Below are 24,678 nucleotides of genomic sequence, written 5' to 3'. Positions count from 1 at the left end.
CGACCGGTATGGGTGCTCGCCTCTCGGGCCGTCCCGCAGGAAAGTGGACGTATGGGTGCGCACGCTCTCGACAACGAACTCGACGACCTCGCCGCGTCGGCGCGGGCCGCGCTGGTGCGCGAGATCGAGCTGAGCGGGGCCTGGGCGGGAGACCCGGTGTGGCGGGAGGCGTTCGAGGCGGTGCCGCGCCACCTCTTCGTGCCGTACTACTACGTCGGGGTCGTCGGCGGCTATGAACGCCGGTGGGGCGAGAGCCCCGACCCGCGTACGCGCGAACGCTGGATGCGCGGGGCGTACGCCGATGCCCCGCTGGCCACCCGGCTGCGCGACGGCGAACTGGTCTCCTCCAGCAGCCAGCCCTCGCTCATGGCGATCATGCTGGTCGAGCTGCGGGTGGAGGACGGCAACCGGGTCCTGGAGATCGGCGCGGGCACCGGCTACAACGCCGCGCTGCTGGCCCACCGGCTCGGCGACGACAACCTGGTCACCACCGTCGACCTGGAACCGGAGATCACCGAGTCGGCCCGCCGGCACCTGGCCGCCGCCGGCTACCACCCGGCCGTCGTCACCGGCGACGGAGCGCGCGGGGTGCCGGAACGCGCCCCCTTCGACCGGATCATCGCGACCTGCACCCTGACCTCGATCCCGTGCGCCTGGCTCGCCCAGTGCAATCCCGGCGCCCGCATCCTGACACCGCTGGCCACCGGCCTGATCGCGCTGGAGGTACAGGACGCCGAGCACGCCGAGGGACGGTTCCTGCACACGCCCGCCTACTTCGTGCCGCTGCGCGGATCGGCCAGGCCCGACGCGGAACCGGCGCATCTCGGCGGCGTTCCGCGCCGGGCCCGGGAGCACGAGCTGTTCCGCTTCCTGCTGGCGCTGAGCCGCGGCAGCCTCGAACCGCAGGAGGCGTACGCGCTGTGGGAGCGCGAGGGGCAGCCGCAGCGGGAGCGTTACGGCGTGACGGTCAGCGGCGAGCGCGAGTGGGCCTGGCTGGACGACCCGGAGGGGCCGTACGCCTGGCCCCTCCCGAACGACCGGCCACGCCTGCTGACCGAGTGAGCGGACGCCACCGAGTGAGCGGAAGCCGCTAACCCCGGCGGATCGTGATCGTCGTCCACGCGCCCACGTGGACCCGGTCCCCGTCCTGCAGCGGCACCGGCACGAAGGGCTGGATGGGCTCCTCGGAGCCGTTCACCGTCGTGCCGTTCGTCGAGTTCTGGTCGACGACCGCCCAGCTGCCGTCCGGCTGCTGGACCAGCACCGCGTGCTGGTGCGAGACGCCCGGGTCCTCCGGCGGCACCGAGAGGTCGATGTCGGGGGTGTCGCCGGTGGAGTGGCGGCGGCGGCCGATGGTGACCTGGTTGCCGGTGAGCGTGCGCTGCTGCTCGGGCGAGTACGCGGGCAGGTTGAGGCCCGCTGCCTCGGGGCCGGAGCGCTGCATCATCGCCATGAAGTAGTCACGGTCCGGACCGATGGTCGCCAGCCAGGTCGCCGGCTGCTGCTGGTACGCCGGGCCGGGCGGGGGCGGAGCCTGGGTCGCGCCGGGCTGCGGGTAGCCGTAGCCGCCTTGACCGGGGCCGGGACCGCCGGGGCCGGGACCACCGGGACCGCCGGGGCCGCCGGGCGGGGAGAGCAGCCAGTCGTCGTCACCGCCGCCGAAGGACTGGCCGCCGGGCTGCTGCGGCCTGTTCGTCTCCTGCGGGAACGCGGGCGGGGCGGGCGGGCCGGACTGCTGGAACGCCTGCGCGGGATGCCCCGGACCACCGGGACCACCCATCGCACCTGGACCGTTGGGACCACCGGGTCCCATGGGACCACCGGGACCGTTGGGGCCACCAGGACCACCGTGACCGCCGGGACCACCAGGACCGCCGGGGTTCGGCCCGGGCGGCGGCGGGCCCTGCCGTGACGGATCGCCACCGAAGCCGGACGGACCACCGGGACCCGACGGACCACCGGGACCGGACGGACCACCAGGACCGGGCCGGCCGCCGTGACCGGGCTGGCCGCCCTGACCACCGTGCGGACCCTGACCACCGTGCGGACCCGGAGGACCAGGCGGACCGGGAGGACCGGGCGGGCCGCCCTGCCCCGACGGGTCCGTGCCGAACGGTGGGATCGGCTCGGCAGGCCGGTTCATCTGGGACGGACGCGAGCTCTGGTAGTCGTACGACTCACCGCCGCCGTACGACGGACCGGGCGGCGGCTGCTGCTGGAAGCGCACGGCCGGGCCGGGCGCCGGCTGGCGCGGGGCCGCGGGGGTGTACGAGGTCGCCGTGTTCGTCAGGAAGTTCCACCGGCACTCCTCGCAGAACGGCGCGCCGCCCTCACGCGGCGTACGGCACTGCGGGCAGAGCTCCGGCTCGGGGTCCGGGACGGCGGACAGGTGCGGGCGCCCCCCGGGGTGGGCGCCGGGCGGCGGCGGGGCCTGGGCCGGGCCGGGCTGCGGGTAGCCGTACCCGGCGGCCTGGGGCGGTGGCGGAGGGGGCGGGGGTACGGCACCGGCCATGCGGTGACCGCAGACCTCGCACCAGTCGTCGGAACCCGACTGGTGTCCGTTCGGGCAGGTCGGCATGTCGGCGCTTCCCCCTCTCCTTTCCGGCCGCGACGACCGGATTTCTCCAACCCCAAGGGGTCAGGCTCGCGTCTGTCTCAGGTCACTTCTTTACACGAACAGTCTTTGTAGACCGGGTCTCGAGGGTCATCTCATCGGCCTCCGCGACCTTCGCCTTCAGTCGCACAGTACCTGTCGCGGCGTCGACAACGTCCACCACCTTCGCAAGGAGTTTCGCGGTATCCGCATTTCCGGAGTCGCTGGCGAGCTGAACAGCGCGGCCCAGTTTGGCCGTTGCTCCATCGATATCGCCCGCTTTGCGCAGATCGAGCCCTTGTTGAATGGCTTGTGCCAGTTCGGCCTGGCCGGTGTAGTGGGCGACTTGGGGGTTGATCGACGTCGAGGCGACCATGTCGTCGGTCCACACGGCCCGTACGAGGCCCTGGGCGCCCAGGTTCTGGGCGGTCCCGTCGGGCTGCGGAATCACCAGGGAGACGCGGGCGGCGAGCATCTCCTGGCCGATGTTGGCGGCCGGGACCTCGACGCAGACGTGGTAGTCACGGGACTCGTCTCCCCAGGAGCCGGTGGGGTAGTCCCCGGCGCGCGGGCCGGACTCGGTGCGGCGTTCGGTCAAGTCCTCGACGGTGGGCGCGACTTGCTTGACGAATTTCACCGTGGTGCCCACCGGCGTCCACAGCCGCAGGGCGACGTCCGCGACCTCCTTGCCCATGGCCGTCTCCATCATCTGCGTGAAGTCGGCGGCGAGACCGGCCGGGTCGGCGACGATGTCGGCGCTGCCGAGCAGGGCGGAGGCGATTCCTGTGACTTCTTTCACTTCCCAGTCGGTGCCCACACCGCGGGCGTCACAGGTGAAGCGTCCGGCGCAGGAGTCGAGCGCGGCCTTCAGGGCCTCGGACGACTCGTGCTCGTTGCGGCCGTCGGTGAGCAGGATGCCGTGCCGGATGGCGACGTCCGCGGACGACAGCAGGCCGTCGGCGAGGCGCAGCCAGGTCCCGATGGCCGTACCGCCGCCGGCGCTGAGCTTGCGCAGCGCCTGCTTGGCCTGGTCGCGGGTGGTGGCGTCGGCGATCGCGAGGCGCCCGCCGCCCGGGTAGACCTCCTTGGCGACATGCGTGCCGCCGATCACCGCGAAGTGCACGCCGTCGCGCAGGGTGTCGATCGCGGCGGACGTGGCGTCCCGCGCGTTGCGCATCTTGGTCGGCGGATAGTCCATCGAGCCGGAGCAGTCGACCATGATCGCCACCGCCGCGTCCGGGCCCTGTCCCGGCGCGTAGAGGTGGGGTGCGGCGACCGCGCTTCCGATCGTGCCGCCGCCGGTCGCGGTCACGGTGACGATCGCGTTGACCTCGCGACCGCCCTCCGGCAGGTACTCGTTCTGATAGACGTCCACCGAGAACTGCGGCACGTTCGACTTCGAGAAATTGGCCATGCCTTCTCTGCTCCCCCTTGAAGATCTCCTGAAGATCCCCTCGAAAACCCCACAGGAACGGGGTGATGACTGTGTCCGGACTGGTCCCCTCCAGTCCGTTTCGTGCGGTGGCCTCAGGCCGATCCTGCCCCCTGCGGCGGGGCCGGGAACGGCACGACGGCCACTGTTACGTTGTCGTGGCCCCCGCCGTCGAGCGCGTGACCGACCAGGACCTGGGCGCTGTGCAGGGGGCGCACGGCGGCGTCGAGGGGGACGACCTCGGCCATCTCCTCGGCCGCCTCGGCGTAGTTCCACAGCCCGTCGGTGCACACCACCACTACACCCGCACGGTCCGGCTTGAAGGAAGCGGTGTGCGGCTCCAGTTCGTAGGCGTCGGCGCCGAGCCAGCCGGTGATCGCGTGGGCGCGCTCGTCGGCGTACGCCTCGGCCTCGCTCATCAGGCCCGCGGAGACCATCTGCGCGGCCCAGGAGTCGTCCTCGGTGAGCCGGGCCGGGTGGGAGCTGCGGTCCACCGGCACCCAGTAGGCGCGGCTGTCGCCGACCCAGCCGACGACCAGCAGTCCGGCGGTCACGATCGCGCCGACGAGGGTGCAGGCGGGGGCGTTCTGGTGCGGGGCGTGTTCGCGGGCCGTGGCGGGTTCCCCGGCCAGGGAGTTGACGGCGCGTGAGGCGGCGACGATCGCCTCGTGCATCGCCTGCTGCGGATGCGTGCCGCGCGGCAGGGCGGCCAGCAGCGACTCGCTCGCGGCCCGTGAGGCGGCGAGGGAGGCGTCGTCCGGGCGGGTCGCGGAGGAGACGCCGTCGCAGACGATCGCCACGGTCGCGGGGGCGCCGTCGGGCAGCGCGGTGCAGCCGAGGGCGAACGCGTCCTCGTTGCGGTGGTGGCGCAGACCGCGGTCGCTGACGGCGGCGACCGGGCCGGCGTCCTGTTCCATGTGGTCGCGCTCGCGGGGCTGGGCGTGCCCGCAGTTCTCGCAGTAGCCGTCGTTGTCGACGCGGCCGGAACGACAGGCGACGCACACGGTGGTGCCCTCCGGCGGGGACGTCAGGTCGGCGATGCGCGGGTCGGGCGCCTGGAGCGGGTACTCGTCGGGCTCCGGCGGGCGGTCGAAGCGGACACCGGAGGCGGGGGACACGGGGGAGCCCACCGGTGCCTGCGCGGGGATCGCGTGGCCGTCCGGGTCCGTGGCCGGGAGGTCGGCCGGCAGATGCGTGGCAGCGGGCCGGCCCGGGGCGATGGGCCAGTCCACATCGGCGGCACCGGCCGGCGGGGGCGGTGCCGAGCCGTTCATGGTGATCGTCGGTTGGTCCTCCGGTCGTGCGGGGACGGCGGACAGGTCGTATCCGCACGCACCGCAGAAACGGTCACCCGACTCGAGGGGTTCCTCGCAGCTCGGGCACCGGGACAGGGCGGTCTGCTGGGGCATCTGCGACATCAACTACACCCACGTCCGGGGGCGGTAACGATTGGCACGTTCCACCAGATCGATTCTCTCCTCGCCGCCTCGCGCGAGCCGGGCCAGCGTGCGGTACGAACGCTCCAGGCCGAAACGCAGTCCCCGCTCGTCCAGTCCGCTGCCGAGCAGCACCCGTCCCCCGGCGGCGGGGGGTACGGAACCCTGGCCACCGGAGAGTATCCAGTCCAGCGCACTGCCGAGGACTTCCGCCGACAACTGCTCGCGTCGCGCGGGGTCCAGACCGTACGCCTCCAGGGCCTCGACCTGCCCGGCGGCCGCCGTCAGGTCCTCCAGGAAGGGTACGTCGGTGGCGGCGGCCGTGCGCTGACGCAGCCGCGCCCGTACGGCGGCCACGCGCGCGGCCGTGTAGTGGATGGACGACTCGGGAACCGACTCCAGCGTCTGTACGGCACTCCTGCGATCGCCGGTCGCGAGCCGGACGCGGGCCAGGCCGAACGCCGCGGACACGAAGCTCGGGTCGGTCGACCACACCAGGCGGTAGTACTCGGCGGCGTTGTCGAGTTGGCCCAGCACCTCCGCGCACAGGCCGAGCGCCAGCTTGGGCGCGGGCTCGCCGGGGAAGGCGTCGTAGATCGCGTCGAAGGAGAGCGCGGCGTTCTCGTGATCGCCCGTCACCAGCGCGGCGACGCCGCGATACCAGACGACCCGCCAGTCGTCCGGGTGGTCGGCCTCCAGGCGCGCCAGGGTCTCCAGCGCGGTGTCGGAGTCGCCGGTCTCCAGCCAGGCCCTGATCTGCCTGAGCCGCGTCTCGGTCGACTCCGACGGCGCCGCCGCGAGGGCACTGATCAACTCGCCCGGCGCGGAGGCGATCAGGCCCGCCAGGAACCCGGCGTTCGGGTCGCTCGGGTCCACATGCGGCACCGGCAGGGCGAGCGCGGCGGCGGGCGCGTTGATGTGTCTGACGAGGTCCTGGGTGCCCTGCCCATTGCCGGCTGCGACGGCCGGCAACTCGGCGGCATCCGTACCGGCAACGCGCCGTCGAGGGGCCACCACCCGCGCCCCCAGCCGCGACACATCGCCCTCCAGCTTGGGGAACAACTCGGTGTCCGTCACCTTCACTTCGGGCCCGAACAGCGTCGACAGCGACGGCCGGGCCGTGCCCGTCTGCAGGGAGACGACCTCGCGCAGGACGCCCGTGAGCTGCTCGGTCATCTCCTGCGCGGAGGCGAAGCGGCGGGCCGGGTCCGGGTCGGTGGCGCGGACCAGGAGCCGGTAGAAGGACTCGTACTGCCGGAAGACCTCGATGTTGTCCGGGTCGGGCAGGGAGTCCACGAACACGTTCGTGTAGCCCTGGAAGTCGAAGGTGAGGACGGCGAGCGTACGCGCGACGGTGTAGAGGTCGGAGGCGATCGAGGGGCCGACGTCGGCCACCTCCGGCGCCTGATAGCCCACCGTGCCGTAGATGGCCGACTCCTCGTCGTCCATCCTGCGCACCGCGCCCATGTCGATCAGCTTGAGCTGGTCCTCGGTCTGGATGGCGTTGTCGACCTTGAAGTCGCAGTACAGCAGGTTGCGGCTGTGCAGATGGCCCAGGGCCTCCAGCGCCTCGATGCCGTACGCGCACGCCTGTTCCACGGGCAGCGGATCCCGCTTGCCGCCCGGTGTGCGGCGCTCGTTGGCGATCTCCTTCAGCGACTTGCCGCCGACGTACTCCATCACGATGTACCCGTCCAGCGAGCCCGTCCGCTGGTCGAGGTGCTCCACGAAGTTGTAGATCCGCACGATGTTGGCGTGCTCGATCTCCGCGAGGAAGCGCCGCTCGGAGATCGCGGCCTCCATCGCGTCCTGGTCGCCGGTGTCGAGCAGGCCCTTCAGCACCACCCACCGGTCCGACACCGCGCGGTCCACCGCGAGGTAGATCCAGCCCAGGCCACCGTGCGCCAGGCAGCCCACGACCTCGTACTGGCCATGGACGACGTCGCCCGCTTTCAGCTTCGGGACGAAGGAGTACGGGTGACCGCACTTGGTGCAGAAGCCCTCCGTACGGCCGGGTCGCTCGCCGCGCGCCCGGCCGACCGGGGCCCCGCAGTCGGAGCGGGAACAGAACCGCTTGCGCTCCGGGACCTCCGCCTTCTCCAGGACCATCTCGCGCGGGTCGGGCCGCGGCACGCCCGGCACCTGGACGAGTCCGACACCGAGCCGGCCGCGACCGCCGGAACCGGTGCTGGAGCCGGAGCTGCGCACCGACACCGAGCGGCCCGTGGAACGGCCCGACAGGGAGCGCGACAGGCGTCCCGACACCGAGCGCCGCGACTTCGACGACTGTGACGACGTACGAGAGCTGGCGCGGGAGCCGGAGCGTGAACTCGCGCTGCCGGACGAGCCCTTGCCGCTGCGGCTGATGCCGGTGGGCGGCGAGCCCACCATTCCGTTCGACGAGACGACCGGGGCGAGACCGCAGGTGTCGCAGTACAGCTCGCCGCCGCCCACGTCCTCGTACGCGCCCTCGCACCCCGGGCGCTGGCACTTCTGCTCTGCCTGACTCATGACGAGTGCTCCCCCCTACGATCCTCCGGCCCGCCCTGCCCCGGGACGCGCGGGCTGCCCAGCAGTTCGGCCGCCAACTGCTGGTAGCGCAGTACGGCCTGTTCGGCGACCCTGAGGTCGCAGGGCGCGCTCCACAGCATCCGCCGCGCCGCGTCGTACCGCTCGATCAGGAACGGGTCCTCCGCGAGGCCGTGCCGGGCGACCTTCGCCTTGTACGCGTCGAGCCGGCCGCGCAACTCGGCGCGGACCGCCAGCGGCTGGGTGACCGCGGTCAACGACTCGCGGGCACGCAGCAGTTCGTCCTCCGCCTTCTGCTCCAGGGACTCCAGCAGCGGGGACAGCCGATGCCACTGGGCGTGTCTGCGGTACTCGGCGGCCGTCGCCAGCTGCTCCTGCAGCACGGTCGGCGGGCCGCTGACGACCGGCACCTCCGTGGCCGCGATCTTCGCCAGGACCTCGCCGCGCGCGGTGCGGGCCTCGGCGAGCGTACGGTCCGCGCGCGAGAGCACGTCACGCAGTTTGACCAGGCGCTGCTCGGCATCCTGACGGACGGTCAGTACAGCGTCGATCTCACGGCGTACGTCCTCCAGGGCGCGCGCCTCACGGTCGTAGACCGTGGTGTCCGGGCGGCCACCGCCAGGAGCCGAACTCCCGGGGGTGGGCGTCCAGAACGCCAGCGGGTCGGAGATGACCTGCTCGCGCAGGTTCGTCAGCGTGCGGGTGATGCGCTCCAGGTCGTCGCCGGCCGGGTGTTCGCCGGGGCGTACGCCGACGGAGTGTGCGAGCTTGCGGGTGCGCTGGAGCTCCGCGGCCAGTAAATCGATCCGGGCGGGCAGCGCCGACCAGACCGCGTCGGCGGCGACGACCATGTCCAGCGAGGTCGCGTACAGCTCGTTCATCCGGTCGACGAGCGTGACCAGCGTGAACTGCTCGCTGAGCTTGCCCGAGCCGCCGTGCAGGGTCGGCGCGCTCGCCGTGGCGCCGGTGGAGCCCGCGACCGTGACGGCCTCGCCGCGCAGCAGCTCGGTCAGCTCCGCCAGGTCCTCGCGGCTGGACCAGCGGCGCCGGGAGCGGATCTCGCGGGCGGCGCGCAACGCGTCCGTGTACGCGTCGAAGTACGCCCACAACAGGGTGATCGACGCCTCGGCGGCCGTCCAGCGCTCCTTGGTGATGCCGGTCAGCTGCGCACCTTCGAGGAGTCTGCGGCCCGCGTGGTCCTGGAGGGCGAGGAGCGAGGTCTCGATCGCCTCGTGCTCCGCGCCGAGCCGCGCCAGCGCACGGTCCACCTCGTCCCGGTCCATCACCGGCCCGGGGGGTCCCGTGACGCCCATCGATCACCTCTCGCTGCTCTGTGTTCCTATGTGGTTGACGTGGAGCGGACGTTGACGGTGGTTCAGCTCTTGCGCAGATACTGCGGTGCGGGCGGTTCCGACTTCGTCGAGTCCTCACCCAGTGTGGCCGACAACCACTTGTCGTACGACGTCTGCCAGCCGTTCGCGGTGTCCTCCCGGTAGTCCACGAGGATCTGGTTGACCCGGCGTACCAGATCGTCGGCGTCCTGTTTCATCGCCACGCCGTAGTACTCGGTGGTGAACGGGGCGCCTTTCAGCTCGACCGTCGGATCCTGCGCGGCCTGGCTGGCGGCGAGCGCGCCGTCGGTCACCACGGCGTCGGCCTCGCCGAGTTGGAGCCGCACCAGGCAGTCGAGCTGGTTGGGGACGGTGGTGGATATGTCGGCGGAGGAGACCAGCTTCTTCGCCTTCTTGTCCTCGTCCAGCTTGGTGTACGCGGTGGAACCCTCGGCTGTGCAGATCTTCTTGTCGGCGAGCGAGTCGTCGTAGCCGGTGATGGTCGAGGACTTGGGGGCCAGGAGCTGCTGGCCGGTCTTGAAGTAGGGCGCGGAGAAGGCGACGTCCTCGAGGCGGCTGCAGTTGATCGTCATCGTGCGGACGATCATGTCGACGCGGCCCTCCTGGATGGCCGGGATGCGCTGGTTGGTGGGGATGGCCTTGAACTGGACCGCGTCCGGGTCGCCGAGGATGTCCTGGGCGATCCGGTGGACCAGGTCGATGTCGAAGCCCTCCAGTTCGGCCGTACCGGCGCTGTTGGGGTTGCGGTAGCCCCAGCGGTAGCTGTTCTGGTCGACGCCGACGATCAGCTTCCGCTTCTCGCCCTCACGGGCCTTGATGGCGTCGATGGTGGAGCCGTCCGCGCCGGACGGGGACAGGGTCTGCTTCTCCGGGTCGTCGCACTCCTCGGCCCGCGCCTGGCTGCCGTGGGCGACCTCCTGGCCGTCCGTGCCCGCGCCGTCGCCGGTGGACTGGGTCTTCGGCAGCAGCAGCGCGAAGGCCAACGCCAGGGCGCATACGACCGCCATCGCACCGACACCGCCCCAGCCCTTCAGGCCGGCTCGGAGGCGGCGAAGGGAGAACCTCCGTGCATGCATCGTCACGCCCCCTTTCATCGGTACTCCGACAGCCTGCGCCCGATGCCCACTACCGCGCCAGCGGCACCGAGTACCGCGAGGACGGCGGCGCCCACCGACAGACCGGTCATCGCGTCGAGGCCGTCACCGGCGGCCTGCTTGAACTCGGTCTGCTCGTGCTTGAGTGCCGTGGCGAGGTTCTTGTCGACGCTGTCGAAGCACTCGCCGGTCGCGCCCTTCGTCGTGCCCTTGGCGCCGATCACCTTGTCCAGTGCCTGCTGGTAGTTGCCGTTGTCGTCCTCCGCGCGGGCGGCGGTGTGGCGCTTCTGCCACTCCTCCATGTTGCCCACGGCCGCCGTGACCGGCTGCTCGCCGGAGCCGTCGTCGGCGAGATCCTCGGCCGCGGTCAGGCCCTTGGCGAGGGTCTTCATGTCCTTCTGGAACGTGTCGTCGAACTTGTCGAGGGTCTTGCCGTCCGGGGTGGTGACCGTCTCGGCGCCGCGGGCCACCAGCGTCAGGTTCTCGTTGCCGCGTGCCTTCAGGGAGGCGATCCGGGCGTCGTTCAGCACGTTCAGCGAGCGGACTCCGTGGTCGTACGAGTCGTTGAGGCCCGCGCGGGCGACGCTGTGGCCGACGACCAGCCAGAGCAGCACCACCGTGGCCGTCGCGCTGGCGGCGACCAGGCCGTGGTTGAGCACGCGGTTGGTGCGCCGGTAGTTGCGGTGCTGGGCCCAGGCCAGCCCGGCGAGCGCGAGGACGCCGAGAGCGATCGCGATCCAGGGATACGGCGTCGCGTCGTCGTAGTCGTCGCGCAGCCGCTGCTTCTCCTTCGTGTAGAGATCCTCGGCCGCGGGGAGCATCTGGGTCTGCATCTTCTCGTTCGCGTACCGCAGATACGCGCCGCCGACCGGGAAGCCCTGCCGGTTGTACGTCCGGGCGCGCTCGACCAGGCCCTTGTACTCCGGCAGCAGCCGGTTGAGCCGGGTGATGGTCTCCGCGGACGGGGAGTCGGGCTCCGAGTTCGCGGCGGCGTTGACGAGCTTGGCCGCGGCGGTGCGGATGTCCTTCTCGTACCGGTCGCGCGTCGCCGCCGTCTCCTGGCCGCCGGCCAGGAAGCCGCTGGAGGCCGCCGTGTTGGCGTCGGCGAGGGAGCGGTAGATGTCGGCCGCGTCCGAGCTGAGCGGCTGGCTGCTGTGCAGTACGGCGTCGGCCGAGCCCGCCCGCTCGGTCGTCTGCCAGGCCGTCACGGCACCGAAGGCGACGACCAGCAGGGCGAGGACCGCGCCGATGATGCGCAGGCGGCCGGGTTCCGTGGTGGCCGCCGCGCGGAGGCGGTCGACGCCCTCGGCGAACGCGGTGCGGCGGGGCGGCTCGGTGGGGTCCGGGGCGGCCGATCCCTGCGGTGCGGGGGGAAGGGATGGGCCGGGCGCGCCGGGGTCGCCCGGTGGCGGCGGTAGTGATGGCATCGTGGGCACGGCGCCCGCTGGTGGCGCCGTGCTGCTTTTCGGCGAGTGTGTCACTGCTGACCTCCCCCATGGTCATCCTTCGCCGCAAGTATCGCTGCCGGGACTGACATTCCGCACCGGCCTTCACTGGATCTTGATCGGATCGCAGCGGTGTAGCCCGAGTTTCGGGCATGACGTGGCACTCCGCACCCTCCCCTGCCCATGAATACGCCGGGGGAATCGGTTCGGTTCCATTGGGGGGCGGGTGGGAGCTCGGGGGGTCATGTCCCGTTGTGCGACGGTGCTATGTCACATACGCGGCGGTGCTATGTCACATACTGAGTGCGCACCCGTTCCTGCACCTCGGCCCCAGCCCCCACCCGGTCGAGCCCCAGCAACACCGCCCCCAGCACCGGCCGCGCTCGCACCACCCGCGCCACCGCCTTCGGAGCCCGTTCCGCCAGCAAGTCCCGGATCCGGGCGTCCAGTTGCGCGTGCCCCGCGGCCAGCACCCCGCCCCCCAGCACCACCGGCGTCTCCTCCTCCAGCAGCCCCAGGCGGGTCAGGGCCACCGTCGCCATCGTCACCACCTCGTCGGCCAGCCGGTCCACGATCGCCCGGGCCACCGGGTCACCGTCCGCCGCGGTGGCGAAGAGCACCGGCGTCAGTTCATGGCGGCGCAGCGGCTCGATGTGTTCCAGGTGCAGGGACTCGATGAGGGCGTACATGGAGTCGAGGCCGAAGTGCGCGGGCAGGGCGTGAGCCAGTGCCGTCGGTTCGCCCCTGCCGTCCTCCGCACGGGCCGCGAACCACAGTGCCTCCTCCGCCAGGCCCCAACCGCCGCCCCAGTCACCGGAGATACGGCCGATCGCGGGGAAGCGGGCGGTGTTTCCGTCGGGGTGCATGCCGACGCAGTTGATGCCGGCGCCGCAGACGACGGCGACCCCGCGCGGTTCGGTGACCCCGGCCCGCAGGATCGCGAACGTGTCGTTGCGGACCTCGACGGTCGTGCCCCACCCGCGCGCGTGCAGCGCGGCCGCCAACTGCTCCTCCTCCACGGGGAAGTCGGCGTTGGCCAGACATGCCGAGACATGGTCGGCGGAGGTGACCCCGGCGTCGGTGAAGGCCCGCTGTACGGCCTCGGCGACCACGTCCACCGCCGCCTCCACGCCGACCGCGGGTGGCCGGAATCCACCGCCGCGCGCCGTGGCCAGGACCTGCCCGTCCGCCGCCACCACCGCCACATCGGTCTTGCTGTTGCCCGCGTCGACGGCGAGGACGGATGCGGTCATGCCCACGCGAGATGCTCCCGGTTGTGTGCGATCAGTCGGTCGGTGAGGGCTTCCGCGTACGCGTACTGCCCGATCAGAGGGTGGCACAGCAGGGCCCGGAAGACCCGGTTCCGACCCCCGTGCACGGCCGCCTCCAGCGCCAGGTCCTCGTACGCCGTCACCTGCGCCATCAGCCCCGCGTACAGCGGGTCCACGGCCGGTACGGGCAGCGGCGACGGACCCTGGGGCCCCACCGCCGCCTGCACCTCGATCACCGCGTCGTCCGGCAGGAAGGGCAGCGTGCCCCGGTTGTAGGCGTTCACCACCTGATACGGGCTGCCACCGCCGCCCAGCAAGCCCGCCGCCAGGTCCACCGCGGCCTCCGAGTAGAAGGCACCGCCCCGCTTGGCGAGCAGTTCCGGTTTCTCGTCCAGGGCCGGGTCGCCGTACATCGTCAGCAGCCGCCGTTCCATTTCGGCCACTTCGGCGGCCCTGGACGGCTTGGTGCGCAGCTCTCGTACGACCTCGTCGTGCGCGTAGTAGTAGCGCAGGTAGTACGAGGGGACGACGCCCAGGCGGTCCAGGAGCGGGCGGGGTAGGTGCAGGTCGGCGGCGATCGGGTCGCCGTGCTCCGCAAGGAGCTTGGGCAGTACGTCCTCGCCCTCGGGGCCGCCCAGTCGTACGCCAGTCTCCCAGGTGAGGTGGTTGAGGCCCACGTGGTCCAGGTGGACGTCCGCGGGAGCGACGCCCAGCATGTGGGCGAACTTCCGCTGGAAGCCGATCGCCACGTTGCACAGGCCGATCGCCTTGTGGCCCGCCTGGAGCAGGGCGCGGGTGACGATGCCGACCGGGTTGGTGAAGTCGATGATCCAGGCGTTCGGGTTCGTACGGCGGACCCGTTCCGCGATGTCGAGGACCACCGGCACCGTGCGCAGCGCCTTGGCCAGGCCCCCCGCGCCCGTCGTCTCCTGGCCGACGCAGCCGCACTCCAGGGGCCAGGTCTCGTCCTGCTCGCGGGCCGCCTGACCGCCGACGCGGAGCTGGAGGAGGACGGCGTCGGCACCGTCGACCCCCGCGTCCAGATCGGAGGTCGTGACGATCCTGCCGTCGTGGCCCTGCTTGGCGAAGATACGCCGGGCCAGCCCGCCCACCAGCTCCAGGCGTTCGGCCGCCGGGTCGACGAGCACGAGTTCCTCGATCGGCAGGGTGTCCCTCAACCGGGCGAAACCGTCGATGAGTTCGGGTGTGTAGGTCGAGCCGCCGCCGACCACGGTGAGTTTCATGAACGGATCAACCCTTTACTCCGGTGAGAGTGACGCCCTCGACGAACGCCTTCTGCGCGAAGAAGAACACGAGGATCACGGGGGCCATGACGAGAACGGTCGCGGCCATGGTCAGGTTCCAGTCGGTGTGGTGCATGCCCTTGAAGGACTCCAGGCCGTAGCTCAGCGTCCAGGCGCTCTGGTTCTCCGAGGCGTAGATCTGCGGGCCGAAGTAGTCGTTCCAGGCGTAGAAGAACTGGAACAGCGCCACGGCGGCGATGCCGGGCTTCGCCATCGGAACGACGACCTTCAGCAGGGTGCGCAGCTCTCCGCAGCCGTCGACCTTCGCCGCGTCCAGGTACTCGTTCGGCACGGTCATCAGGAACTGGCGGAGCAGGAAGATCGAGAACGCGTCCCCGAAGGCCATCGGGATGATCAGCGGCCAGAGCGTGCCGGACAGGTCCAGCTGCTTCGCCCAGAACAGATACATCGGGATGACGACCACCTGCGGTGGCAGCATCATCATCGAGATCACCAGCATCAGGGACAGATTGCGGCCCCGGAAGCGGAACTTGGCCAGCGCGTACGCCACCGGGATCGACGACACGACGGTAAGGATCGTTCCCAGTCCGGCGTAGAGCAGCGTGTTCCGCCACCAGGTCAGGAAACCCGGTGTGTCGAAGACCTTCTGGTAGTTGCCCCACTCCCAGGTGTTCGGGATCAGGTCGCGGCTGAGGGCCTGGCTGTCGCTCATCAGCGAGGTCAGGAAGACGAACACGAAGGGGAGTACGAAGAACAGGGCGGCGGCGACACCCAGCGCGTGGACCGCGATCCACTCCAGGATCGCCTTGCGACGGGCCGTGCGCTCGGCGGGAGAGCCCGGAGCCCTCAACTCCACCGGCTTGTCGAGTACTTGCGTCATCAGTCACCTGCCTGGATGAGACCGCCCCGACGCCGCATCAGGAACGCGGTGAACACCATCGACAGGGCGAAGAGGACCAGGGCGACGACACAGGCGGAGCCGTAGTCGAAGCGCTGGAAGCCGAGGTTGTAGACGAGCTGGGGGAGCGTGAGGGTGGACTTCTCCGGGTAGCCGGGCTCGAACTGCGTGCCCGCGCCCTGGATCACGCCCGACGCGACTTTCCCGGCGACCAATGGCTGCGTGTAGTACTGCATGGCCTGGATCACGCCGGTGACCACCGCGAACATCACGATCGGCGAGATGTTGGGAAGGGTTACATAGCGGAACCGCTGCCACGCCGACGCCCCGTCCAGCTCGGCCGCCTCGTACTGCTCCCGGGGCACGTCGAGCAGCGCCGCCATGAAGATGACCATGAGGTCGCCGATGCCCCAGAGGGCGAGCAGGGTGAGGGCGGGCTTGGACCAGGTGGGGTCGTTGAACCAGCCCGGGGCCGGGAGGCCCACCTTCTCGAGGATCGAGTTGACCGGGCCCGTGCCGGGGTTGAGCAGGAACGCGAAGGCCATGGTCGCGGCGACGGGCGGAGCGAGATACGGCAGATAGAAGAGCGTGCGGAAGACGCCCGTGCCCGTCTTGATCTTGGTGATCAGCATGCCCACGCCGAGGCCGAACACGACCCGCAGGCTCACCATGATCACGACCAGCCACAGGGTGTTGCGCAGGGCGGGCCAGAAGAAGGTGTAGTGCTCGAAGACGTACGTCCAGTTCTGCGTTCCGCTCCACGTCGCCGGTTTGAAGCCGTCGTAGTGCATGAACGAGAAATAGACGGTCGAGATCAGCGGATACGCGAAGAAGACCGCGAAGCCGATCAGCCAGGGCGACATGAAGGCGGCGTTTCGAAGCGCCGACCGGCGGCGCTTCGACGCGAGGGTGATCGTGGCCATTACTGCGCCTGCGCGATGTCCGTGTCGATCTGCTTCGCCGTCTTGGCGAGGCCCGCCTTGAGGTCGGTCTCCTTGCCGCTCTCGTAGGCGTATCCGAACTCCTGGATCGTCGCCAGATACACACCGCCGTTGACGGACGCGGGAGACGTCGTGGAATTCGGGTTCGCGGCGATCTCCAGGAACGTCTTGAAACGCGGGTCGTACTTCAGCTTCGGCGACTTCAGGGCTTCCAGGGTGGACGGCACATTGTGGATCGCGTTGGAGAAGCCGACCACCGCGTCCGTGTCCGTGGTCATGTACTTCACCAGTTCCCAGGCCGCGTTCCGCTTCTCGCTGGTCGCGGCGATTCCGGCGATCGTCCCGGTGATGTAGCCCTTGCCGTACTCATCGGCCTGGTCGTCGGGCACGGGCAGCGGGGCGACGCCGATCTCGAAGTCCGTCTTCGCGTCCAGGGCCATGCCCAGCCGCCATTCGCCGTCGAGCTGCATGGCGACCTGACCGGTGTGGAAGGGATGCTTGGGGCCCCATTCGTCGCCGAGCGTTGCGCGATAGGTCTCCAGCTTCTTGTAGCCGCCGAGTGCGTCTACGAGCTTCTTCTGGAGGGTGAAACCGGCCTCGAAGGCGGGGTCCTTGGCGAGGTTGGACTTGCCGTCCGCACCGAAGTACGTGGGGGAGAACTGGCCGAGGTAGTGCTCGGTCGTCGACTCCCAGCCGTGGTAGTTCGGCATGAAGCCGAGTTGCTTGTACGTGTTCCCTTGAGTGATCGTCAGTTTCTTGGCGACCGTCTCGAATTCGGACCAGGTCTTGGGCGGGCTCTTGATGCCGGCCTTGTCGAAGGCCGTCTTGTTGTAGTAGAGCCCGTACGCGTCACCCAGCAGCGGCACGGTGCACCGGTTGCCCTCGAACTGCGTGTACTCGTTCATCGCCTTCGGGAAGGTCTTCTCCGGGTCGATCTTCGCCTTCTCGAAGAACGGGTTGAGATCGACCAGGGCGCCGGACGAGCAGAACTTGCCGACGTTGTTCGTGGTGAAGGACGAGATGACGTCGGGGGCCTTGGCGCCGCCGGCCCGCAGAGCCTGGTTGATCTTGTCGTCGGTCATATTGCCGACGACGTTGACGTGGATGTTGGGGTGCGCCTTCTCGAAGCCGGTGATCAGCGACTTGACGGCCTTCACCTCGGCGGGCGCGCTCCAGGCGTGCCAGAAGTTGAGGGTCGTCTCCTTGGAGGCGTCGTCCTCGGCGCCGGAGCTCGACTGGCCGGTACAGGCGGTGGCGAGGAGGGCGATGGAGGCGGAGGCGGCGAGCGCGATCGCGGCTTTCCGGGATATTCCGGGCATGGCAAGTACTCCCTGGGACGGGACAGGACGGGATGGGGCGAGGAAGGAAGGTGTGGCGAGGAAAGAAGGTGTGTGACTACGGGGTCAGCGGGAGGTGTCGAAGACCTCGTCGCGGGTGGCTGCCAGTGCGCTCTCCAACGCGCCGCGCAGCACGGGGTGTTCATGGACATCGCCCACGACGAGCCGGGGCCGGGCCGCGGCCAGCTCCTCCAGCTCGGCCTGGACGAGGGCGCGCAGCACCTCGCCGCCGGAGGCGAGTGAGGCGCCGCTGAGGACGACGAGTTCGGGGTCGAGGACGGAGACGAGGGAGGCGAGACCCGTGGCGAGCCGGGTCGCGTACGTCTCGAGGAGCAGCCGGTGCAGGACGGTGTCCTCGGCGGCGGCCCGCGCGACGAGCGCGGCGGCGACTTCGGCGTACGGTCCCGAGGGGATGTCGGAGATGCCGAGCTCGCGCGCGAGGTGGGGGATGGCCTGCGATCCGGCCAGCTCCTGGTAGCCGCCACTGTTGGCTTTGGTTACCTGCCGCACGAGCGGTGCGCCGGGGACCGGCAGGAAACCTACCTCTCCCGCACCGCCGGTCCAGCCGCGGTGCAGCCGGCCGCCGAGGACGAGGGCGGCACCCAGGCCTCCTTCGTTCCACAGCAGCACGAAGTCCTCGTGCCCCCGGGCCGCCCCCAGTCGCTGCTCGGCGACGGCGACGAGGTTGACGTCGTTCTCGTACTCGACCGGCATCGGTAGCGCGGCGGCGAGTTCGTCGAGGAGCGTGGGGGAGTGCCAGCCCGGGAGGTGGGAGGCGTAGCGGAGTCGGCCGGTGCCGGGGTCAAAGGCGCCGGGGGTGCCGATGACGAGCCGGTGGAGGTCGGTGCGGGCGAGCCCGGCCGCCTTGACGGCGCCGTCGAGGGCGTCGGTGACCTGCTGGACGACGGGTCCCTTGGGCCGCCTGCCCGGGGTCGGCAGCTCGTACTCGCCGACCGTGCGGCCCGTGATGTCGGCGACGGCGGCGTGGATGCGTTCGGGGGTGACATCGAGCCCGGCGGCGTACGCGGCGGTCGGGTTGACCGCGTACAGCTGGGCGTTGGGGCCCGGGCGTCCCTCGCTGGTGCCGGTGACGAGGACGAGCCCGGCGGCCTCCAGGCGGGCCAGGAGCTGAGAGGCGGTCGGCTTGGAGAGGCCGGTGAGCTTGCCGATCTTCGTGCGGGACAGGGGGCCGTGGGCCAGCAGGAGGTCCAGCGCGGCACGGTCGTTCATGGCGCGCAGGACGCGCGGGGTGCCCGGCGTACCGGCGGTTCCTGCCATGTGAGTCGACACCTGCCTTTCAGCCGCCCAGCTTTTCAGTGACGGGGGAGGGAAGTCCATCGAGGGCGCTCGACGGAGCCCGCCCGACTACTGTTAGGAAACTTTCCTATCGCGGTGCTCAGGAAGGTAAGCCCGGCATGAAGGGGGCGTCAAGAGAGGTCCGTGCAACCGGTCCTGCCAGGATGGCGTGATCACAACAGAACGCGACCACAACCGAAGGAGGGACGGCGCATGGCCGTACTCGTCTTGTCCGTCGTCCTCGTGCTCATCGTCGGCGCGTGCGTCTGCGTCGTCTGGGCGCAGCGGGGCGGCCCGCGCTGGGTGCGGGCGGTGGCCGCCGTGACGCTGGGGGTGGGTGAAGTGCTGCGCTTCCTGGGGCGCCTCAGCAGCGGGAGCGGGAAGACGGGCTCCGGCTCCAGCAGCGACTAGTCCTCAGGGAATCCCGAGAGCCCTCAGCGAATCCCGAGAGTCCCCAGTGCACCCCGATAGTCCCCAGCGAATCCCGATCGAGTCAGGAGAAAACCATGAAGCCGAAAACCGTCGTCCTCTCGCTTCCGGTCGCCGACCTGGACGGGGCCCTGCGCTTCTACCGGGACGGACTGGGGCTGTCCGCGGCGGCCGTCGACGAAGGCGCCGTCCTCTTCGAGCTGCCGAACCTGTCGCTCTTCCTGATCGAGCGCGAGGAGTACGCGACGTACACCGACCGTGCCGGCGTCGCCACTCCCGACGCCGCCGTGGCGGGCGCGTGCGTCATCTCCTGTGCCATCGGCAGCAGGGCAGAGGTCGACGACATCCTCGCCCGAGCCACGGCGGCGGGCGGGTCGGTCCCCAAGAGCGCGGGCAGCTATGACGGGTCCTACATGGGCTACTTCACCGACCCCGACGGGCACCTGTGGGAACTGGTGTCCAACCCGCAGACCGAGGCGGCCGCGGCACCGGAGTAGTCCCTAGTCCCGCAACGCCTACTTCGTCGTGCTCGGCGGAGTGAGCGGTGAGGCCGCCGAAGCTTGCGGGGACGACGTGTTCGAGTAGACCGACGGGGCCGCCATGCCCGCGGTCGGGTCGGCGGGCGACTCGCCCTCCGGCTGGAGCGGCAGGCCGCCGACGATGCGGATGCCCTCGGCGTCGAAGGCGCGCTTGATGCGCCAGCGGAGTTCGCGTTCGACGGTGAGGGACTTGCCGGGCATGGTCTTGGCGGAGACGCGGACGACCATGGAGTCCAGCAGGACGCTGTCCAGGCCCAGGATCTCGACCGGGCCCCAGAGCATCTCGTTCCAGGGGTCTTCCTTGCTCATCTCCTCACCGACCTGGGTGAGGACCGCCTTGACCCGGTCCAGGTCCTCCGAGGGGCGGACGGTGACGTCGACACCGGCCGTGGCCCAGCCCTGGGACAGGTTGCCGATGCGCTTGACCTCGCCATTGCGGACGTACCAGATCTCGCCGTTGTCGCCGCGCAGCTTGGTGACGCGCAGGCCGACCTCGATGACCTCGCCGGAGGCGACGCCCGCGTCGACGGTGTCGCCGACGCCGTACTGGTCCTCGAGGATCATGAAGACGCCGGAGAGGAAGTCCGTGACGAGGTTGCGGGCGCCGAAACCGATCGCGACGCCCGCGACACCGGCGGAGGCCAGCAGCGGGGCGAGGTTGATCTCGAAGGTGGACAGGACCATCAGGCCCGCGGTGCCCATGATCAGGAAGCTGGCCACCGAGCGGAGCACCGAGCCGATCGCGTGTGAGCGCTGTCGGCGGCGCTCCACATTGACCAGCAGACCGCCCAGCGCCGTGCCGTCGACCGCCTGGGCCGTGCGGTTCATGCGCTCGATCAGCTTGGTGATCGCCCGGCGCACCGCCACTCTCAGCACCGCCGCGATCACCAGGATCAGCAGGACTCTGAGGCCGATCGCGAGCCAGGTGGACCAGTTCTGCTCGACCCAGCCGGCGGCGTTGGTCGCGCTCTCCTGGGCGTCCTGGAGCGAGGGGACCGCCGGGGGCGTCGTCTGTGAGGGAGACGGCGACGGCGACGAACCGGCGGCCAAGAGGACGGCGGACAGGGACACGGCAGGTACCTCCAGGTGTAGCGGTCCACCCGCCGGCAGGCAGTAAAGATCACAAGAAGGTCACCGGACGGGCAGGCTCACCACACTATCGGGGCATTGTGTGTGGATCGTTGCGGTGTTCGAGGGAGGAGGGGCCCTCCGCCGGGGATGAACTGGTGGGATGAACCGCCCGTGATCCTGGGGATGAATCAAGATGTGGTCGAAAACACTCCCAGCCCGTTACCGGGACATGGTGGCGCTTCCACCAGGCATGAGGGGAGACTGACTACAGATCGTCCCGGCGCGAGCCACGCGCCGCCGACGCACAAGGAGGCATCCGTGCCGCATGTCCTGGTCCTGAACGCGTCGTACGAGCCGCTCGGCGTCGTACCGCTCCGCCGCGCGCTCGTCCTCGTCCTCGAGAACAAGGCCGTATGCCTCGAGGAGTCCGGCGCCTTTATGCACAGCGCAACTGTCACAGTCCCCGCACCAAGCGTGGTCCGGCTCAAGCGATTCGTCCGGGTTCCCTATCGGGGGCCCGTTCCTCTGACCCGGCGGGCGCTCTTCGCGCGCGACGGGGGCCGGTGCATGTACTGCGGTGGCGTCGCAACCAGCGTCGACCACGTCATCCCGCGCAGCCGCGGGGGCAAGCACGTCTGGGACAACGTGGTGGCGTCCTGCCGCCGCTGCAACCATGTGAAGGCCGACCGGCATCTCTTCGAGATCGGCTGGCGGCTGCGCCACAAACCCGCTCCGCCCTCCGGCCTGGCCTGGCGCATCATCGGGACCGGCCATAGGGATCCGCGCTGGCTGCCGTACTTGCAGCCGTTCGGCGCGGACGACGCCCTGGCCCGGATCGACGGCGCTATTTCCGCCTGACGATCCGGGCTTTCGCATTGCCCCGGCCGGTTCCCGCACGGCCGGGCATGCGGCACGCCTTCCGCCGGTCCCGAGGGTCCCCCGTGCCCCCGGAACCGGAAGCGTCACGTGTAGCGCAGCTCCCCGGGGTGCGCCGAGCGGCGCAGCAGGGGCAGCGAGGTGGCCGCCGCCAGCAGGCAGGTCGCGTACACCGCGAGCGGGATCAGCAGAGCTGCGAACGAGGACGGGGCGAGCACGTCACCGACGAGCCCGGTGTATCCGACGCCGATCGCCAGGCCGCCGAGCCCCGCCAGGAGCAGCGCGGGCGCGAGCGGCAGTGCCGTCTCCAGCAGCAGCGCCCGGCCGAGCACCGCCCGCGGCACTCCGGCGGCGGTCTGTGCGGCCAGGCCCCGGCGCCGGGTGGCCAGTGACTCGGCGGTGCCGACGGCCAGCGCGCACAGCGTGATCGCGAGGGCGACGAGGATCGCGGCGGCCGTGAGGTTCAGGCCCGTCTCGTAGAAGGACATGTCCGCCGGGTACTTCATGCCGTGCAGCTGGGCGAGCAGCCCCTGCCGGACGCCCACGAAGCCCGTGCCCACCACCGTCACCAGCAGCACCGCCGCATGCGTACGGGCCGCCGCCCACGGGTCGTCACGCAGCCGCTCCGCCGCGATCAGCACGGCCGGGCTTTCGGTGCGGGCGGCGAGGTACCGGCCGGTCAGCCGGGCCGTGAACCCCGAGAGCCACACCGAGATCACCCCGACCAGCACCACCGCGGCGACAACCGTCAGCGGAACCATCGCGAACCCGATGAGGGGATTGTCCCGGTACGGCGTGAGGGCCGTCAGCAGCACCAGGACGGCGAACGCCGGCACGACCACCGCGAGCGCGAGCCCCGGCCGTCGCGTCGTCCGCACCCGGCGCACCCACCCCAGCGGCGAGGTGATCACCCGGCGCAGCGCCAGCGCGCTCACCAGCGCACCCAGCACCGGCACGGCGACGGCGACCAGCACGAACCCGGCCCAGGCGAGGCCCGGCGGCTCCTCCCACTCCCTGAGGACGACCACCACGGCGGCGAGTACGGCGATCACCGACCCCACCAGACAGGCCAGCCCGGCCTCCAGCGCGGCGATCCGCCGTACCTGTCCCGGCGCGGCCCCCGCGAGCCGAAGCGCCGCCAGCCGCCGGTCGCGGTGCACGGCACCGACGCGGGCGCACTGCCCGAGGAACCCGAGCACGGGGATCAGCAGGAGCACCAGCGCGAAGACCACGCCCGTCCGCTCGCCGGGCTGATTCAGCAGCCCGTTGCCGAACGACACGGCGTACTGCCCCTCGATCGACGCGATCGCCACGGCCGCCAGCCCGAACCCGGTGGCAAGCCCCGCCCCCACCGCCGTCAGCCCCGCCCGCCACCACTCCCGCCGGTTCGAGCCCCGGGTCAGCAGCCAGGCCAGCCGCAGATCGGCGTTCACGCGATCACCTCCAGCACGGTCACACTCACGCCGCTCGGGCGTACTCGGCGGATGGTCCGCAGGCGGGGCGTCATGCCGTCACCTCCAGCGGGCTCACGGTTCCGTCGCTCAGCCGTACCTCGCGGTCCGCGTACGCCGCTGTCTGTGCGTCGTGGGTGATCAGCAGGACGGCCGTGCCCGACTCGCGGGCCGTGTGGGTCAGGGCCGTCATCACCTGCTCGCTCGCGAGGGAGTCCAGCGCGCCGGTCGGCTCGTCCGCGAAGACGACCTTCGGGCCGGTGACCAGGGCCCGGGCCAGCGCGGCCCGCTGTGCCTGCCCACCGCTCATCTCGCCGGGCCGATGTCCCTCCTGTCCCCGCACCCCGAACCGCTCCAGCCACTCGCCGGCCCGCTCCTGGGCGTCCCCCCGCGCGATCCCGGCCAGCATCAGCGGCAGGGCCACATTGTCGAGCGCGGTCAGCTCCGGGATGAGCTGCCCGAACTGGAAGACCACGCCGAAGTCGGTACGGCGCAGCTCGCTCAGCCGCTTCTCGGAGAGCGTGTCCAGCCGCTGTCCGTCGTACGTCACCACGCCCTCGTCCGGGCGGACCAGCCCCGCCAGACAGTGCAGCAGCGTCGACTTCCCGCTGCCGCTGGGGCCGGTCACGGCGACGATCTCGCCGGCGTGCAACGCGACCGAGGCGCCGCGCAGGGCCGGCGTGCTGCCGTGCGCCTTCGCCAGGTCATGGGCCGTCAGGAGCGGCACTGGGTTGCTCATGCTGTGTCGACCTCCGCGGTCAGGGGGGTGAGCCGGGCCGCCGTCGTGGTCATCCAACGGAGGTCGGCGTCAAGGTGGTTGAGGGCATAGTCGGCCGAGAGCACGGTCGCGAGATCGGCGCCCGGAGCGGTCTTGACCGCCGTGAGCTCACGCATCCGCTCCATGTGTGCGGCACGTTGGGCACGCAGATAGGCTTCCGGGTCGCCGCCGGACAGGATCGCGACGACGACCTTGGCGAAGATCTCGTTCGTCACGAAGGGCGCGGGCGGGGTGATCTCGCCCGCCCACTTGGCGAGTTCACGCGCACCGTCGTCCGTCGAGCGGTACGTCGTGCGCTCCGGGCCGCCGTCCGAGTCGGTGCCGTCGACCTCGGCGAGGCCGTCGCGGACCAGGCGCTGGAGTGTCGTATAGACCTGCCCGTAGGCGAGCGGACGGGCCTGCGGAAAGCGTTCGTCGTGGCGTCGCTTGAGGTCGTAGCCGTGGCTCGGGCCCGTCGCGAGCAGCCCCAGGAGGATGTGGCGGGTGCTCATGGGGATCAGTATGCACTCGATACATGTACTGAGTGAATAGTGATCTACGAATTCGCGGGTACGAGTTCTGCGGTCGCCCGGGAAGTGTGTGACGAGGCGCACGTCATCCGGCCGTGGACGTCTGGTCTCGCGTCGGCTGGGTAGGGCTGCGGTA

The 24,678-nt window shown here is 70.8% G+C and carries 21 protein-coding genes; 4 read left to right on the top strand and 17 right to left on the bottom strand.

Going from position 1 to position 24,678, the window contains the following annotated elements:
* The first annotated feature begins 51 nt into the window (after positions 1–51).
* Entirely contained in the window at positions 52–1,062 is a 1,011-nt protein-coding gene (locus tag AB0I98_RS09715) for a methyltransferase domain-containing protein (RefSeq protein WP_362937881.1), read from the top strand.
* Between the two features lie 28 nt (positions 1,063–1,090).
* On the opposite strand, the gene AB0I98_RS09710 is transcribed toward AB0I98_RS09715, so the two are convergent.
* The 13 genes from AB0I98_RS09710 to AB0I98_RS09650 form a co-directional block, all read right to left on the bottom strand.
* Entirely contained in the window at positions 1,091–2,578 is a 1,488-nt protein-coding gene (locus tag AB0I98_RS09710) for an FHA domain-containing protein (protein WP_362937878.1), read from the bottom strand.
* 82 nt (positions 2,579–2,660) lie between these two features.
* Complete coding sequence (locus AB0I98_RS09705) at positions 2,661–4,007, bottom strand: VWA domain-containing protein (protein ID WP_362937875.1); 1,347 nt, start codon at positions 4,005–4,007, stop codon at positions 2,661–2,663.
* Between the two features lie 113 nt (positions 4,008–4,120).
* Entirely contained in the window at positions 4,121–5,446 is a 1,326-nt protein-coding gene (locus AB0I98_RS09700; protein ID WP_362937872.1) for a PP2C family serine/threonine-protein phosphatase, read from the bottom strand.
* The gene (locus tag AB0I98_RS09695; protein WP_362937869.1) at positions 5,447–7,972 is read right to left on the bottom strand and encodes a tetratricopeptide repeat protein; all 2,526 of its coding nucleotides are present in this window, start codon (positions 7,970–7,972) and stop codon (positions 5,447–5,449) included.
* Positions 7,969–9,303: a hypothetical protein gene (locus AB0I98_RS09690; RefSeq protein WP_362937866.1), complete on the bottom strand. Its 1,335-nt coding sequence runs from the start codon at positions 9,301–9,303 to the stop codon at positions 7,969–7,971. Before AB0I98_RS09690 ends, AB0I98_RS09695 begins: the two co-directional genes overlap by 4 nt.
* Positions 9,304–9,365: 62 nt before the next feature.
* On the bottom strand, positions 9,366–10,418 hold the full coding sequence (locus tag AB0I98_RS09685) for a glutamate ABC transporter substrate-binding protein (RefSeq protein ID WP_362937863.1): 1,053 nt from the start codon (positions 10,416–10,418) through the stop codon (positions 9,366–9,368).
* Between the two features lie 14 nt (positions 10,419–10,432).
* Positions 10,433–11,863 carry a hypothetical protein gene (locus AB0I98_RS09680; RefSeq protein ID WP_362937860.1) on the bottom strand — a complete coding sequence of 477 codons (1,431 nt, stop codon included), beginning with the start codon at positions 11,861–11,863 and terminating at the stop codon, positions 10,433–10,435.
* A 305-nt stretch (positions 11,864–12,168) separates the two neighbouring features.
* A complete protein-coding gene (locus AB0I98_RS09675; protein WP_362937857.1) occupies positions 12,169–13,140 on the bottom strand; it encodes a BadF/BadG/BcrA/BcrD ATPase family protein in 972 nt (323 codons plus the stop codon).
* Entirely contained in the window at positions 13,131–14,396 is a 1,266-nt protein-coding gene (locus tag AB0I98_RS09670; RefSeq protein WP_362937854.1) for a 6-phospho-beta-glucosidase, read from the bottom strand. The genes AB0I98_RS09675 and AB0I98_RS09670 overlap by 10 nt, the downstream gene beginning before the upstream one ends.
* A gap of 7 nt (positions 14,397–14,403) precedes the next feature.
* Positions 14,404–15,297, bottom strand: a complete 894-nt coding sequence (locus AB0I98_RS09665; RefSeq protein ID WP_362937851.1) for a carbohydrate ABC transporter permease — start codon at positions 15,295–15,297, stop codon at positions 14,404–14,406.
* On the bottom strand, positions 15,297–16,238 hold the full coding sequence (locus AB0I98_RS09660; protein WP_362937848.1) for a sugar ABC transporter permease: 942 nt from the start codon (positions 16,236–16,238) through the stop codon (positions 15,297–15,299). The genes AB0I98_RS09665 and AB0I98_RS09660 overlap by 1 nt, the downstream gene beginning before the upstream one ends.
* On the bottom strand, positions 16,238–17,575 hold the full coding sequence (locus tag AB0I98_RS09655; RefSeq protein WP_362937845.1) for an ABC transporter substrate-binding protein: 1,338 nt from the start codon (positions 17,573–17,575) through the stop codon (positions 16,238–16,240). Before AB0I98_RS09655 ends, AB0I98_RS09660 begins: the two co-directional genes overlap by 1 nt.
* 84 nt (positions 17,576–17,659) lie before the next feature.
* Positions 17,660–18,871 carry an ROK family transcriptional regulator gene (locus tag AB0I98_RS09650; protein ID WP_362937842.1) on the bottom strand — a complete coding sequence of 404 codons (1,212 nt, stop codon included), beginning with the start codon at positions 18,869–18,871 and terminating at the stop codon, positions 17,660–17,662.
* Positions 18,872–19,102: 231 nt separating this feature from the next.
* On the opposite strand from AB0I98_RS09650, the gene AB0I98_RS09645 reads away from it, so the two are divergent.
* Positions 19,103–19,300 carry a hypothetical protein gene (locus tag AB0I98_RS09645; protein ID WP_362937839.1) on the top strand — a complete coding sequence of 66 codons (198 nt, stop codon included), beginning with the start codon at positions 19,103–19,105 and terminating at the stop codon, positions 19,298–19,300.
* Between the two features lie 95 nt (positions 19,301–19,395).
* Entirely contained in the window at positions 19,396–19,815 is a 420-nt protein-coding gene (locus AB0I98_RS09640; RefSeq protein WP_362937837.1) for a VOC family protein, read from the top strand.
* Between the two features lie 18 nt (positions 19,816–19,833).
* Here AB0I98_RS09640 and AB0I98_RS09635 read toward each other — a convergent pair whose 3' ends face one another.
* Positions 19,834–20,928 (bottom strand): mechanosensitive ion channel family protein, encoded by a 1,095-nt coding sequence (locus AB0I98_RS09635; RefSeq protein ID WP_362937834.1) that lies wholly within the window; start codon positions 20,926–20,928, stop codon positions 19,834–19,836.
* Between the two features lie 318 nt (positions 20,929–21,246).
* Between AB0I98_RS09635 and AB0I98_RS09630 the strand changes: the two genes are divergently transcribed.
* Positions 21,247–21,786, top strand: a complete 540-nt coding sequence (locus tag AB0I98_RS09630; RefSeq protein ID WP_210576597.1) for an HNH endonuclease — start codon at positions 21,247–21,249, stop codon at positions 21,784–21,786.
* 104 nt (positions 21,787–21,890) lie between these two features.
* Here AB0I98_RS09630 and AB0I98_RS09625 read toward each other — a convergent pair whose 3' ends face one another.
* The 3 genes from AB0I98_RS09625 to AB0I98_RS09615 all read right to left on the bottom strand — a co-directional run bounded on the left by AB0I98_RS09625 (position 21,891) and on the right by AB0I98_RS09615 (position 24,524).
* Positions 21,891–23,237, bottom strand: coding sequence for an FtsX-like permease family protein (locus AB0I98_RS09625; RefSeq protein ID WP_362937831.1), 1,347 nt, complete (start codon positions 23,235–23,237; stop codon positions 21,891–21,893).
* Between the two features lie 70 nt (positions 23,238–23,307).
* Positions 23,308–23,994: an ABC transporter ATP-binding protein gene (locus AB0I98_RS09620; protein WP_362937828.1), complete on the bottom strand. Its 687-nt coding sequence runs from the start codon at positions 23,992–23,994 to the stop codon at positions 23,308–23,310.
* On the bottom strand, positions 23,991–24,524 hold the full coding sequence (locus AB0I98_RS09615) for a PadR family transcriptional regulator (RefSeq protein ID WP_362937825.1): 534 nt from the start codon (positions 24,522–24,524) through the stop codon (positions 23,991–23,993). Before AB0I98_RS09615 ends, AB0I98_RS09620 begins: the two co-directional genes overlap by 4 nt.
* Between the last annotated feature and the right edge of the window lie 154 nt (positions 24,525–24,678).

Origin of the sequence: Streptomyces sp. NPDC050211 (assembly GCF_040656035.1) — a bacterium.
Classification (GTDB): domain Bacteria; phylum Actinomycetota; class Actinomycetes; order Streptomycetales; family Streptomycetaceae; genus Streptomyces.
Note: the sequence above shows the minus strand (reverse complement) of the source record. Positions and strands in the feature narration are given on the sequence as shown.

Excerpts from the sequence above, each read along its gene's own strand:
- AB0I98_RS09715 (WP_362937881.1), top strand. The coding sequence starts at position 52 with ATGGGTGCGCACGCTCTCGACAACGAACTCGACGACCTCGCCGCGTCG.
- AB0I98_RS09710 (WP_362937878.1), bottom strand. The coding sequence starts at position 2,578 with ATGCCGACCTGCCCGAACGGACACCAGTCGGGTTCCGACGACTGGTGC.
- AB0I98_RS09705 (WP_362937875.1), bottom strand. The coding sequence starts at position 4,007 with ATGGCCAATTTCTCGAAGTCGAACGTGCCGCAGTTCTCGGTGGACGTC.
- AB0I98_RS09695 (WP_362937869.1), bottom strand. The coding sequence starts at position 7,972 with ATGAGTCAGGCAGAGCAGAAGTGCCAGCGCCCGGGGTGCGAGGGCGCG.
- AB0I98_RS09690 (WP_362937866.1), bottom strand. The coding sequence starts at position 9,303 with ATGGGCGTCACGGGACCCCCCGGGCCGGTGATGGACCGGGACGAGGTG.
- AB0I98_RS09685 (WP_362937863.1), bottom strand. The coding sequence starts at position 10,418 with ATGCATGCACGGAGGTTCTCCCTTCGCCGCCTCCGAGCCGGCCTGAAG.
- AB0I98_RS09680 (WP_362937860.1), bottom strand. The coding sequence starts at position 11,863 with ATGCCATCACTACCGCCGCCACCGGGCGACCCCGGCGCGCCCGGCCCA.
- AB0I98_RS09670 (WP_362937854.1), bottom strand. The coding sequence starts at position 14,396 with ATGAAACTCACCGTGGTCGGCGGCGGCTCGACCTACACACCCGAACTC.
- AB0I98_RS09665 (WP_362937851.1), bottom strand. The coding sequence starts at position 15,297 with ATGACGCAAGTACTCGACAAGCCGGTGGAGTTGAGGGCTCCGGGCTCT.
- AB0I98_RS09660 (WP_362937848.1), bottom strand. The coding sequence starts at position 16,238 with ATGGCCACGATCACCCTCGCGTCGAAGCGCCGCCGGTCGGCGCTTCGA.
- AB0I98_RS09655 (WP_362937845.1), bottom strand. The coding sequence starts at position 17,575 with ATGCCCGGAATATCCCGGAAAGCCGCGATCGCGCTCGCCGCCTCCGCC.
- AB0I98_RS09650 (WP_362937842.1), bottom strand. The coding sequence starts at position 18,871 with ATGGCAGGAACCGCCGGTACGCCGGGCACCCCGCGCGTCCTGCGCGCC.
- AB0I98_RS09645 (WP_362937839.1), top strand. The coding sequence starts at position 19,103 with ATGGCCGTACTCGTCTTGTCCGTCGTCCTCGTGCTCATCGTCGGCGCG.
- AB0I98_RS09640 (WP_362937837.1), top strand. The coding sequence starts at position 19,396 with ATGAAGCCGAAAACCGTCGTCCTCTCGCTTCCGGTCGCCGACCTGGAC.
- AB0I98_RS09620 (WP_362937828.1), bottom strand. The coding sequence starts at position 23,994 with ATGAGCAACCCAGTGCCGCTCCTGACGGCCCATGACCTGGCGAAGGCG.
- AB0I98_RS09615 (WP_362937825.1), bottom strand. The coding sequence starts at position 24,524 with ATGAGCACCCGCCACATCCTCCTGGGGCTGCTCGCGACGGGCCCGAGC.